This is a genomic window from Enterocloster bolteae (genome assembly GCF_002234575.2).
Taxonomy (GTDB): Bacteria; Bacillota; Clostridia; order Lachnospirales; family Lachnospiraceae; genus Enterocloster; species Enterocloster bolteae.
This window is the reverse complement of record NZ_CP022464.2, coordinates 1,791,473-1,805,023: the sequence shown is the minus strand read 5'-3', so window position 1 is coordinate 1,805,023 and position 13,551 is coordinate 1,791,473. Positions and strand designations below refer to the sequence as shown.

General features: G+C 48.7%; 7 protein-coding genes. 1 reads left to right on the top strand and 6 read right to left on the bottom strand.

Going from position 1 to position 13,551, the window contains the following annotated elements:
- Nucleotides 1-65: 65 nt before the first annotated feature.
- From CGC65_RS08505 to CGC65_RS08470, 6 genes are all read right to left on the bottom strand, one after another.
- On the bottom strand, nt 66-1,109 hold the full coding sequence (locus CGC65_RS08505) for an alcohol dehydrogenase (RefSeq protein ID WP_320945500.1): 1,044 nt from the start codon (nt 1,107-1,109) through the stop codon (nt 66-68).
- 416 nt (nt 1,110-1,525) lie between these two features.
- The gene (locus tag CGC65_RS08500; RefSeq protein WP_002565864.1) at nt 1,526-9,412 is read right to left on the bottom strand and encodes a doubled motif LPXTG anchor domain-containing protein; all 7,887 of its coding nucleotides are present in this window, start codon (nt 9,410-9,412) and stop codon (nt 1,526-1,528) included.
- A 327-nt stretch (nt 9,413-9,739) separates the two neighbouring features.
- Nucleotides 9,740-10,165, bottom strand: a complete 426-nt coding sequence (gene tnpA, locus CGC65_RS08495; RefSeq protein ID WP_048928823.1) for an IS200/IS605 family transposase — start codon at nt 10,163-10,165, stop codon at nt 9,740-9,742.
- A 735-nt stretch (nt 10,166-10,900) separates the two neighbouring features.
- A complete protein-coding gene (locus CGC65_RS08480; RefSeq protein ID WP_002565862.1) occupies nt 10,901-11,359 on the bottom strand; it encodes a hypothetical protein in 459 nt (152 codons plus the stop codon).
- 40 nt (nt 11,360-11,399) lie between these two features.
- Nucleotides 11,400-12,203, bottom strand: a complete 804-nt coding sequence (locus CGC65_RS08475) for a helix-turn-helix domain-containing protein (RefSeq protein WP_002565861.1) — start codon at nt 12,201-12,203, stop codon at nt 11,400-11,402.
- Nucleotides 12,204-12,279: 76 nt separating this feature from the next.
- Nucleotides 12,280-12,690 (bottom strand): VOC family protein, encoded by a 411-nt coding sequence (locus tag CGC65_RS08470; protein ID WP_002565860.1) that lies wholly within the window; start codon nt 12,688-12,690, stop codon nt 12,280-12,282.
- Between the two features lie 360 nt (nt 12,691-13,050).
- Here CGC65_RS08470 and CGC65_RS08465 point away from each other — a divergent pair, with 360 nt between their 5' ends.
- Complete coding sequence (locus tag CGC65_RS08465; RefSeq protein ID WP_002565859.1) at nt 13,051-13,452, top strand: cysteine-rich VLP domain-containing protein; 402 nt, start codon at nt 13,051-13,053, stop codon at nt 13,450-13,452.
- Nucleotides 13,453-13,551 lie beyond the last annotated feature (99 nt).

Genomic DNA, 13,551 nt, shown 5'->3' with positions numbered 1-13,551 from the left:
CTTTCTTATATGTCTTTCCTGTATGTATGCAAATGTCCTATCATTATGCAGGACGTCCATATGCCTTATGATACCTCAATTGCATACTTTATCACATGGTCCTTCTTATTCTCAAACACATCATAGGCTTCCATAATGTGTTCAAGCTTTGTTCTGTGGGTAATCAGGCAGCTGGTATCCAGTTTTCCGGCCTTTATCAGTTTCATGATTTCCTCACAGCTGGAAGCGTCCACTCCTCCTGTTTTAAAAACCAGATTCTTCCCGTACATGTCCGGTAAGGGGATCATCTGCGGTTCTTCATATAAAGCCACTACACAGACCACCGCATTGGGCCTGGCAATCCTCCATGCCATCCGGAAGGTATCCCTGCCTCCTGCCACTTCCAATACGGCATCCGCGCCGCGTCCAAGGGTCAGCTTCTTTATCTCCTGTTCCACATCCTGCTTTAACGGGTTGATAATGACATCTGCCAGTCCCTGTTCCTTAGCCAGCTCCAGCCGTTCATCCGACGTATCAATGGCTATGACCACGCCGGGGCCGTAAAGCCTTGCGCACATCAGGGTACACAGCCCGGTAGGACCTGCGCCAATAACAGCTACCGTATCCGCGGGTTTGATTTCCGCCAGGGAAGCCCCCCAGTAACCGGTGGAAAGGATGTCTCCTGTAAACAGCGCCGCCTCATCTGTCACTTCATCGGGTATCTTCGTAAGTCCGTTGTCGGCAAACGGCACCCTGACATATTCGGCCTGGCCGCCGTCAATCCTGCACCCCAGCGCCCATCCCCCGTGTTCATGGGTACAGTTGTTGACATAACCCCGCCTGCAGAAATAACACTCACCGCAGAAAGTTTCTACATTTACGGCAACACGGTCTCCCTGTTTAAACTTTTTTACCGCTTCCCCGGTTTGCTCCACTATGCCCACAAACTCATGTCCCAGTATGGTTCCCGGCACAGCCCTTGGGACAGCTCCGTGCTTTATATGGATATCACTGGAACAGATGGTGGTAAGGGTTACCCTTATGATGGCATCCTGCGGATCCGCCAGCGCAGGAACCGGCCGGTGTTCCAGGGTTATGATGCCATTTTCTTTGTAGACCGCGGCTTTCATTGTCCCGGGCTTGGAATTGCGGGTATGGGGCGCCTGAGACCCGGGCATCTGGGACTGAGACATCTGGGACTGGGACATCTGAGATTGGGACATCTGAGATTGTATATCGCTTTGCATCTTTATTATACCTCCAATGTACTGCTGTTTTCTCTAATATCATCTAATCATATAATGATTAAAAATATTATAGCATATATTACCTGTTCCTAAAAGGACGTCCGTCCTCCTTCTGTCTGCTCCTGTTCCGACCCCCACACCCCCAGGCAGACCGGACTTGGTGGGGTTATTATATCCTAAATCCAAATCTATTTCCACCACGTCAGATTATGAAAAGATTATTAAATTTTATAAAAACACAGCAGTACAGAATCTCTCCGCACTGCTGTGTCCCTTCACTTTATAGTTAATAACATGTTTTACTTAACATGCCTTCTTCTGTCAAATACCGATAAGGTAAGTACGATTCCAGAAAGAAGGAACGTCAGGCTCATCCTGTCCATTATATTACCAGTTTTTGGAAGGGGAGCTAACGGTATCTCACCGTCATCAATAACTGTCATATCCGTCATAGGTGCTTCGGCCAGCGGAACCTGAGTTTCCTCCAGGGTAACTGCTCCGGGGCCTCCATTTGCGGATACATACCTTCTGCCTGATCCGCTTCCTGAGCTGCTGCTTCCGCCGGAACTGCCCGAACTGCTGTTTCCTCCGGTATCAGGGGTGTTACCGCCTGCTGCGGACCACTGGGCTGCAAACACTACGTCATGCTCATACTTAGTGCTCCTGATTTCATTTAAATCAGCAAACGAAATATTCATATCGTCCATAAGCGCAGTCCATCCGGAAAGTGCATAGCCGGAATTGGCTTCAGCCGTAACGGCCCCCTCAGGGCTCACCCCATCCTCCCAAAATACAGGTTCTCCGTCCGCTCCAATAACAATGCGTCCTTCTGAATCAAGCTCTACCAGGCTCTTCCACTCCGTAACGGTTCCATATGCCCCTGTACCGTTGTTCCGGATACGTCCCTGCTGCTCGTTGGAGGATTCAAAGATAAACTGAATCTCATAGGCATCCGGAATTCCATCGGGCTTTTTATCCGGTCCATCGTTATCTGTCATGTAGTAGACGGTTATGGTTCCATTTTCCCTGACGCCCTGAACAGGTTCATAGGACTTCCTGAGCGTTCCGGTATAGATATAATGGTTTCCGTCTGCCCCGTCGATTGATTCAGGAATCAGTCCATTCAGCCTGCCGTCTGCTTCCGGATCCGTCCCAAAGGGCACCTGTTCCAGAAGCTTTCTGTCAAGTATATTCGCGGGAAATTCCTTGTCTGCCATCTCCACATTTACAGTATACATATTAATATCCCAAACTGCTTCAAAGGTAACGCTGCCCGTAAACTCATGGTTGTTGATATCCGGTGCCTGATATAACTGATCGGTCTTAAATCCCGTATCCTGGGATTCCACAACCCTCCAGCCGCTAAATGCGCTTCCCTCCAGTGAAGGAATCAGGTTGTCTGTAATCACCCCATATTTCTGCAGGCTGTAGGTCAGCAGCGGGTCCGTAGAATCATTCAATGTTCCGCCCTTCAAATCAAAAACAACTGCTATGCTGTGCTTCAGCTCTCCGTCCACATGCCATTCATATGGGTCGCCTTCCTCATACTGGATCCTGTACCATAAGATATCGTCCATGGAATAGGTCTTACCGTCCATGGTAAATGTATCGTTCTCCGGCCACTGTGCTATGCGCTCTAAAACCGCCTCACTGCTCTGGTTCAGTTCACCTTCCGGCGCCGGTACCATCACCGGATTCGCATGAAGGAAGCCTTCGCCGAACAATGCATAATTGTAAGAGGGATCCGGCACATTGCCGTCCGGCCTTGCAGCCTTGTCTTTTCTCACAAAGAAGCCGCTCTTGACTGTATCTTCCTCAAATACAGCTGTATATATCATATTCTTTGTAACCGTATCAGGAAGCTGGCTTTCCTGCAGGACCGTTCCATCCATACCCATCCAGCCTGCAAACCGCATTGTCTCATCTATTGGCGTCTTTTCACCGATAAAGCGCTCCAGCCTGTCATTGTATTTATAATCACTCTTTGACTGCTCTGTAAAAGCTCCTTGACTGCCCGGCTTATATGTCACGGTAAACTGCTGCTTAAAGTAAAGTTTTAATGTAGTGGAACCGTCCTCCTTCACCTTGGCTTCTGTGATGTTCCTTCTGCTTGTATCCAGAACATAGGTACACTCACTCTCAACCTTATCCGCCAAATCCTGTTCTGTTACTTTGGCCATCCCATGAAGAGGAACGTCATTTCTTGCATCCGTGTATGTGGGCCGGAATTGATAACGTCCCTGGGACTGCATGTAAAACTCCACATCGTAATGAATGTTCTTATTGTCAAGGAAATTAGCTGTAAATACAGTGTCGCAGTAGAACTTATGCGCAGCTATGTCATCTGTATCATCAAACACATAATTTGGCATCAGCGTTTTATAGCCGGGTTGGCTGGATTTCCAATTGTTAAATGTAAACCCGTCATCCGCAAGGTATTCCACGCCATCCGCAGTCGGCCTTACAGGAGCGTACAGGCTCAGCTCTCCGGCGGAATCTCTCCGTGTAGCCACCTCCATGACAGTTCCTGTCATGGCGCCGTTGGCACCGGCCCTGTAGGTAAAGGTAACCTGGTACCGGTCCGGTATGCCGTCAGGATTTGTAGGCTTTCCGCTGTCCTCCGGATTCGTCTCTCCTTTTTCATCAATGCCATAGTAGACATTCACCACGTTGTCCAGTGTAATCAGTGATACTTTCTTTCCGTCCCCGTCAATGTGGTCCAGGGCATAATGGTGTCCGTTCTTATCCAGGGCAGGTGTCTTATCAAACACAATGTCTGAACCATACTCAGCATTTGTCACATGCTGCGCGTGTTCATACTGCCTGTCAATGCGGAAATCCCCCCGGTCATTCTCAAAGAAGTAATTTACCGTATATTCCAAATCCTGACGAATCCGGCTGGTGACCGTCACTTCATGGTCCCGGGTACGTGACAGGGATACATACCCCAAAGCCGCCGCCCTTTCAAACTCTGCTCCCTGAAGAGACTGGCCGTCCACAGTGATACTGCTGATGGTGTAACCTGTATCCGCACGGAACCTTACCAGCATGGGAAGTATTGCGTCATATCCGTAACTTCCGCCCTGGCTGATGCTGGAGTATTCATCCGAATCCGTAATCAGGGTATACCGCCTGGCCTCCGATGTCACATAGACAGAGTGGCATTCCTTTCTGTCAACGCTTACACTGCCCGCTTCAATGGCATCCTGCAGTTCCTGTCCCTTTAGAGGACGGGCATCTACAAATACTCCGGAAATTCCGTAACCTGTTTTTGCCTCAAAGGTAACCTCTATGGATGCCTCCGGGTCATAGCTGTACGTATAAATCCTATCCTGAGGGTACGTAATCCGGCTGTGCAGGTCTGCGCCGGTGGTAAGGGCATATTCCATGGGACTGGTCTCTACAAATACGCTGTGGTCGCCCTTGCGGTCCACTGAAACAGAATGAGAGGCCAGTGCCTTCAGAAGCTCCGCTCCCTCCAGGGAAACGTCATCCACGATCACCTTGCTGACTCTGTAGCCTGTATTAGCCTTGAACTTAACCACCAGGCATTTGTCCGAATCATAGGTAAAGGTGGTAACCTCCTGTTTAGGTTCTGTAATCCGGCTGTTTTCATCTGCCCCAACGGTCAGCTTGTATTCATTAATCTTACCGGTGACAGATACTATGTGGTCACGGTCCCGATCCACTTCAATGTATCCCCTGGAAACCGCCTCCTTCAGTTCATCTCCTCTGTATTGGCGTAAATCCACCCATATACCGGATATGGAGCAGCCTTCCTTGGCGCCGAATTCCACCTTAAGTTTTTCCGTTCCATCGTAGGTGAAATCCATAGATGGGGTAATCCAGCTGTTATGGTCTGAATATGTGGTCAAATGATAACTGTTTATCCTGGTGGTCACTTCGATGGTATGGCTGCTCTTATAATCAAACAGGTATGCCCCGGCCGCTATGGCGGCTGTCTTTTCAAACCCGCTTAATTCTTTTTCATCTACAATGATATTCTGTATCTGGTAACCTTTCTTTGCCCCGAATTTGACCTTATACATGATGAACTCTTTGTACTCATAGCTCTTTGTCTGAGGGTTAATCCAGGAATTTTCATCTGCCCTAGCCGTCAATGTATAGAGTGTCTTATCTGCCTTGACGAACACTGTGTGGTCCTGCTTACGGTCCAGTGTTATATGACTGTAACCCTGCTGGTCCGCCTCGGCCAATATGGCCTGGATTTCATCCTTTGTGAAGGATTTTCCATCCACGGTAATGCCGGTAACCGAATAGCCCTTGTCTGCTTTAAATTTAACATCCAATGTATCCGTGTCACTGTAGGAATATTTTGTACCCTTAGTAATATCAGCATTCTCAGCCCTGGTTATAAGGTTATATTCCGTCCTGACAGAAGTAACCGATACATAATGGTCCTGTTTGCAGTCCACTTCCACCCAGCCGTTCTGCACAGCCTCATTCAAAGCTTTTCCTGACAGATGTACGCCATCCACCGCGACACCGGATATCCGGTATCCCTGCTTGGCCGTAAAATTTACCCTGATAAGAGAATCTGCGTCGTAAGTATATTGTTTGCCCTGGTCAATGGCAGAGTTTGCGTCGGAAGCCGTGGTAAGCGTATACTGTTTGGGCATCCATTTGGCAGTGAGGACATAGGTAACCGGATTTATATTTATATCCTTCCAAACATCACCCACAAACAGACTGTCACCCTGCTGATATATCTTACTGCCGGCCTGATTCACATTTGTCTCAGCCAGTTCCCATCCAATAAAATCAAAATGATTCTTTTTCAGGTTCCCTGAACCCTTGATATCAATATAGCTGTCTCCATTCTTGATTGCAGGATGGGTATAGGTTCTGTAGTCAACCGGAGCCATTCCTTCTGCTCCATTGCCGTCATACTTTACCTGAATCTTTGCAGGCGTTGCCTGAATTTTAAATTCCCTGTATTGGTAAGCATCATCCCTGTAAGAGTAATGGAACTGGTTGGTACAGCCCATGGATACCGCTTCCGCATTTGCATCCGAAAAATCTCTGCTTGTATGCTCTGTAGAGATGGTTGAGGGCGCGTCTGCAATATCCACATAGATGCCTTCTCCAAACCGTGCTTTTGCCAGCTCTGCCTCGGACCTGCCGTTTCTGTGCTCAAAGGTGGTAGGAGTCACATACCCGGCGGCCGGTTTTACATAGAAGGACACCGTGTCTGTTCTGTCAGTCTGAAGGACCTGTCCTCTTTCCATCTCCAAGAGTCCGCCGCCGTTGATGCTGTACCATAATGATATGTTGGAGGAATCCTGGTTGAATTTGAAATGGAACTGGTTGGCTGCTTCATTGACAATGATGTTGAAATAATCATTGTGCACTACGTTTCCGTACCATATACTGGCCTTTTTGCCGGCTTTCAGCGCTTTAACATCCGCTGCTGAATACCATTTTCCATTCTCATTGATATCCTTCACGTTTTGGATTGAAACCACCCTTGGATCTGATACGAACCATGAGCCTCCATATCTTCTGTCTGCTTTTACCCGGAACGTCTCGTCCTTACTTACTTCCACGGTAGTCCTGGTTATATTTTCTTTGCTTATTACCGCATAGATGGAGAAATGCTCCGCCTCAAAGCTTAACGCATCCACCGCTCTGCCGCCGGACACATCCACTGCGTCCCGGACCTCCTCTAAAGCCTTCACATCCGCGGCTTCTGTCTCCACATGAACAATGGACATTTCTTCGGCAGTCTGGCTGGCTTCCTCTACAGGAACTCCTGAAAATGTAACTGTCACAGCGCCTTCCTGGTTCCAGATTCCAGCGTCCAGCTTCTGGCTTCCAAGCCACAAATTTATATCATAAGCAGCCACTGATGAAACCTGCTTTCCCTCTTCAGAAGCAGCTTCCTGGGCATTTTCCCGTATGGAATCCTCAAGAGCAGAATCCACCCGTTCCGCAGAAGCGGTCACGCCTTTTGGCAATACGCCTTCAGGCGCGTAAAGGTTTATAATCATACCATCATTCACCATAATGGTATCAGAAAATTCCGGATGTTCGTCTGTTTCAGTGGTATATACCTCAATCTCCAGTTCATCCGTCACATCCTCTATGGTGAACCAGGATATATTTTCCGCCGCGTTCCCCGGATCTGCTGAATCCGGGTCAGCTGAATCCCCCGGGGCTCCCGCCTCTAAGAGTTCACCATTGGCCGATACTGACTGTATATCATAGCCAACCTGGGTTTTAACGCCAAATGTAAGGCTTCCGCCTTCCTCAACACCGCGCGGTCCATCTACAATGCGGGCTGTTCCCTGTGAATAGACAGCATATGTTACCTTATAACCCTCGAAATCATTCAATGCTTTCAGCGTATTGACCGTGGTGGTATAAACCCTGGCCGTGCTGCAATACCCGATTCCCACAAGGTCATCGGATGTGGCTGCTTTCACCTTATGGACGTCTTCTGCCTCTGTTTCCTCCGGTGTCCGGGATGGCTCTGTCTCTATGGTAATCACAGGTGTTTCATCGGTTATGATGTCTCCCGTTGATTCAGCCGGAGAGGACTCTTCTGTTTTCCCCTCCTCAGTTTCCTCGCTATCACCAGATTCGCCGGACGGTTCTGAGCCGCTGGGGTGTGCCGGCTGGCTGGGTGTTTCTGCCTCGCCGAATGATTCCGGGGGGCCGGATGGCTCTGGGGTGCCGGATGGCTCCGGATTACCGGATGATTCCGGACTGGCGGATGACTCCTGGTTGCCGGATGATTCCGGATTACCGGATGACTCTGGATTACCGGATGATTCTGGATTACCGGATGACTCTGGATTGCCGGATGATTCCTGACTGGCGGATGACTCCTGGTTACCGGATGATTCCGGATTACTTGATGATTCTTTACTTCCGGATGTTCCCGTCTCACTGGACACATTTGTCTTTCCAGATGTTTTATCTGCACTGCTGCCTTGATTTTCAGCAGTCTCTTTTGTTGTGTTGTCTGCTTTTGCGTTTTCTTTTGGTTCTTCTTTTTCTTTTGTGCCCTCTTCAATTCTCACATCTGAATCATGCTTTTCAGGAAGGGAGGCTGTCTCATCACCTGTCTTTACAGCAACAACAGGCGCATAGTGACGGTTAATGGATGCAACAGGTGTATCATCCTGTTTCTCAGAATGAATCTGCTCCTTATCTGCATTGTCCTTCTGTTCTATTTCTTCTTTTGCGTTATTGGATATTTCCTCGGACTTATCTGTATTCTCAGGCCGGGAGCCTTCTGATTCCTTTTGAGACTCTTCTGTATCCTGTCTGCCTGTGTCTGTACCCTCTGTTGGTGAAGCAGTTGTTTCCTTCTGTCCTTCCTCTCCTGCAGGTGTCTGTGTCTCCTGACTCTGAGAGGTCTGTTCTGTGGTTTCTGCCGGAGTTGGTTCTGCCGGTTCTGACTCTGCTGGATTAGCTTCTGACGAAGTCGTTTCCGATGAGTCAGGTTCTGTCGGAACTGCTTCTGTTGGAATCTCTTCTGACGGTGCTGTTTCTGTTGGTATTGTTTCTGCTGGTATTGTTTCTGACGGTACTGTTTCTGCCGGTTCTGTTTCTGCCGGTTCTGTTTCTGGCGGTACCGTCTCCGCCGGCTTGGATATGATATTTACTTCCTCATCTCCAAATGCAGCCTCGTAGCTTTTAACAGTAAGTTTCTTTGTTCTCTTTACCTTCTCCTTTCCATCCTCCATTCTGGTGATGGACGTGGAACAGCTGATGGAGCTTTCTCCATTATTCACATACAGGAATATAATTTCCTCATCTCCGGTGACCATATACATGTCATCCGCATCCTCCGGAAGCCGGACAAATACACGCAGCTCCGCGTCCATGTCTCCTCCGTCGTATTCCGGATAAATCTCATATATATTTCCTTCACCATAAAATAATGCCTCAAACTGTTCTGTCTTGCCGTTGGTAAAGTCAATATCCCCCTCCTGAAGGGGACTTCCTGCAGCAATTGCTTCTTCAATTGCGGTAACCAGGCCGGAACCGCTCATCTCGAAGGTTACGCTGTCAGAAGATTCCGCTGCATACGCTGTCGTAAGGTCTGTACCAATATTAGTGGTAACCATAACCGCAGCAATCATGGCAGCAAGAAATCTTTTGCATAAACCGTAAGGTTTTCTATGCAGTGCTCTTGATCTTCCTTTCTCCTTCATACCATTTTCTCCTCTTCATACTTAGTCCTATGGTACTAATCATATCAAATGGTACGTTATAGGAAGCGTTAGGTCGGCCAGATAATGGAAATTTTCTTAATGTTTATTTAAATTTGAGAGTCAAGACCACCGGCTTAGCCGGTGGCTTGTTCTGCCCCTATAAGGGGCTGTTATCTGCTTGCGCCCGGAAGGCGCACTGAAAAGTCTGCCAGCTGCACCACATTCTCAGCCGCCCTTAAAAGGGCATATTCAGCGCTTCCTTACTCCGGCTTTGCCCCAATGGGGGCTTGCTGGTTTGCTTTGGCTCCCTACTGACTCTTATGAGTCTTACTTCTTGTTTTTCTTCACCGGCTCACCCGTAAACGGGTCAATGTACTCTACTAACGACATCTGATCATATTCTAAATCTTCCTTTATCTGATTTTGTATATATGCATTTATGGCCGCTGTGTTCTTCCCTACTGTGTCCACGTAATATCCACGGCACCAGAAATGACGATTTCCGTACTTATACTTTAGGTTCGCATGCTTCTCGAATATCATAAGTGAACTTTTTCCTTTGAGATATCCCACTACCTCTGACACAGCATATTTGAGCGGAATACTTACCAGCATATGGATATGATCCGGCATGCATTGCGCCTCGATTATCCCAATCCCTTTTCTTCGGCATAAGGTCCCTAGTATTTGGCCTACATCTGCCTTGATATCCTTATATATTACCTGCCTCCGATATTTTGGTGCAAAAACCAGATGATACTTGCAATCCCATTTAGGTCAGTTTACAAGAGACTACACGCAGACCGTGAAACGGGCTGCTGACAACAAAACGGCGCTATGCTCCCGGCAGGGTGGCATAGCGCCGTTTTGTTGTGGGGGAATCCCAAGGGGGCAAAGCCCCTTTGGGCACACGACTTTGCGTAGCAAAGTGTAGTGTGTTATACGCTCTGTCGGCGTTGCCGTGAAAATGACGTTGCCGCCGGGGAGGGCAACGGCATTTGAAATGGCAGGAAAACAGACTGTGCTTGTAGGGCGAAGGTCGCAAGCGCAAGGCTGTTTTCGTCAGCAGACAGGGCGTATATGAAGCCCCCGTCCCTCGTCCTTCGTCTGGACTTAGGGCCAACTTGGCCCGATGTTGTGTATAGACACCCAGCAAAAATAGCAGAACGGACGGCACCCGTCAAGGCTGAAATGAACGGGCTTGTGCCCGGCCTTGACCGCCGCCCGTCCCGCTGAACGGGTAGACAAGGTGGACAATCCCATACTGTGCTTGTCCGCTGTCAAACTATTGCGGGGCTGTTCGTCCTCTCAAAATTGAAATGGGCGGGAAAGCCATTTTGGGGCTTTCCCGCCTTGATTGCCCATCAGCAAAGACGGGCGAGACTGTCAACGGCGGCGCTGTAAGCGCCGTTCATCTTGACCGTTGACTGGCTCGGCTGGCTTTGCTATCTCCCCGATAAACGGGAAGTTGCACTATTGTTGTATCCATTAGATACGCTTAGCATATATTTCTGCATTTATGTGCCATTCACCATCGTTTTTTACGGTAACATTTTGCCAATGAAAATAGTCGTCCTCGATTTCAACAAAGACCCATTTTCTTCTTTCATCATCAATGAATGTAAGAACTATCCTGTCATCTTGTTTTTTTGCTTCAAGTCGTATTATTTTTCCTGTATAGCCATAAGCGACATCCCATGTATGTGTATTGGGATTGTAGATACGCAGTGATGTTCCATATTCATAATCGGGCAAGATAATAACATCTTGAATTGCCATTCCTTCAAGAACCCATGAAAAATGCCATTCGCCTTTTATCACGTGAGAAATGTTACTGTCAACATAATCAATTTGCCAACTGCCGATAAGTTTCTTAAAATAATTTAATTCTTCAGGTATTGCTATACTTTTTTTCTCGCTTTTTAGTGCTTCAAAAAAATCTTTCATACATTATCCCTCATCTAAAATAAATCCCGATTTGTCCTCTCTATTTTCTCTTACCTCTCTGCGGCAAATAGCTTTTTGCCAATTCGGATTTTTGGACAATCCGGGTCAGCCATTGCTTTTCTTCCTCAGTCAGCTTACTGTACCGCAGCTTTGTCTGCTTGCAGAACACCATCAGCAGTTGTTCCGCACGGCTGCCCTTGAAGTTCGCCACTTCCTCCAAATCCTGCTTGAGTTCGTCCACAATGGTATTCTCCGGGGCGCTGTCGCTCCTGCCCCTGTGGGCTTGCCGTATGTCCTCCATGATAGCGTCAATATCGTGATGTACCCGGCTGCTGAAATAGTCGCCCTCCCTCACATGGGCGGCTTTCAGGACACCGGCGGTCTTGTCATGCTCCCCCGGCTGGTACTTCTCCACGATTTCAGCCCTCGCCACATCTACCCATGCGTTCAAGTTCTGTATCTGTGTGGCGGCGATCCCCTCCACATAAATCTGTATATCGGCCAGCAACTTCACAAAATCCGGGTGCGCCGCCAGCTCACAAAGCAGGGCGGTATCAATTCGCCCGCTTTTCAGCAGGTCTATCATCTTGTCACTCAAACGCAGGTCTGCAAGATCGGCGTTTGAGTGATTTTTTGTTTCCGTCAATCCCAGCAGATAGTCGGCGGTCACGCCGTAAAACTTCGTCAGCTTGATAAGGGCATAGTGGCTGATGTCCTTGAAGTCGTCCGCTTCATAGCTGCCCAGCGCAGATTTGGAGAGTTGTGTCTGCTCCGCAAGCTGTTCCAGCGTCAGTCCACGCTCCACACGCAGGTCTTTTAGGCGTTCCTGTATTGTCAAAGCCATACTATCCCCTCCTAGCTTGCTCAAAAATGAATAAGAAATTGAAAGAGTGCCTTATCAATAAAAGACCATATTTTTATTACGTTTCGTTCGTGCTGCCGATTTCAAGCAAGTTGCCTTCTGGGTCGGCAACATAAAAGTTGCGGATGCCGAAAGGATAAGTGATGGGTTCTCCAGTGGGAAATCGTAAGCCCAACTTCGATAACCGCTCATATTCCGTATCCACATCGGCAAAGCTGGGCAACCAGAGGGCGATTTCAAACGTCTGATTGATTCCCTTTGGAGGAATGTAGCCTTCCCCGATTGCCTTTACAAACTCTTTTCTGCTGTACATGAACAGGGACAGCGCACCACTTGCTGTCTCAAATTCTGCAAAATCTCCACCGTTCCACTCCGTATGAAAACCCAAAGTATCTCTGTAAAACCGAACCATACGTTCTATGTCGCCTACTAATAGGCTCGCTCCTATCCGTACATCTCGTCCGTTCAATATTACCATCTCCTCATTTATCGTTCTATTTTCTTTTATTCTACCACAAATCCGAGAGCGTGGAAATAGTGCGTTTTCCAGCGGGATTTCCAACCTTTCGGATATACGGGACGGGCGGTCAAAAAAGTGTAGACTTGTGTTAGTTCATCGATGGACAAGCACAAGTGAATGACCGTCCGAAAGAGATATTACCGGCTGGGGAAGTACGCCGTGACCCCCGCTTCTGGCCACCTTGACCAGAAGTCACTTCGGGACAAAATGTCCCGAAGTTGGGGAGCGTGCCAACGCTGGAATACGCCGCAGGAATGGGGCAGGAACGGCTTTCGGGAGAACGGCAGTAAAGCAAAAACGGAGGAACGCATGAGCAAAAAACTACCAGAGATAGAGCGAGGGCCGGGTGGTTTCCTGCCCCGCCTGAAACCGGGACAGAAAAAGCGGGCAAACGCCCTTATTCGCAAAACCTGCTGCAACTATGAGAACGGCAACTGCCTGCTGCTGGACGATGGGGAGGAATGTGTCTGCCCCCAGACGCTTTCCTATTCCGTCTGCTGCAAGTGGTTCCGCTGGGCGGTGCTGCCACAGGACAAGGCGCTGGAAGCGGAGATATTCCGCAGCGCCAGCGTGAAGCGGTGCGTGGAGTGCGGGGCGGCTCTTGTCCCCCGTTCCAACCGGGCGATATACTGTGAAGCCTGCGCCAAACGAGTACATAGGCGGCAGAAGAACGCCAGCGACAGGAAGCGGCGCAGGGAAACGGACAAATAGGGGTCTACAAAAGCCCATAAATCAAGGACTTTTAGGGGCTGTTCGGGGCGGGGCTGTATGTTTGTACTCCCCGCCCCGGAAACCACCCCCTAACCGTCC

Coding starts and splice junctions, on each gene's coding strand:
- CGC65_RS08465 (WP_002565859.1), top strand. CDS start 13,051: ATGAGCAAAAAACTACCAGAGATAGAGCGAGGGCCGGGTGGTTTCCTG.
- CGC65_RS08480 (WP_002565862.1), bottom strand. CDS start 11,359: ATGAAAGATTTTTTTGAAGCACTAAAAAGCGAGAAAAAAAGTATAGCA.
- CGC65_RS08505 (WP_320945500.1), bottom strand. CDS start 1,109: ATGAAAGCCGCGGTCTACAAAGAAAATGGCATCATAACCCTGGAACAC.
- CGC65_RS08475 (WP_002565861.1), bottom strand. CDS start 12,203: ATGGCTTTGACAATACAGGAACGCCTAAAAGACCTGCGTGTGGAGCGT.
- CGC65_RS08500 (WP_002565864.1), bottom strand. CDS start 9,412: ATGAAGGAGAAAGGAAGATCAAGAGCACTGCATAGAAAACCTTACGGT.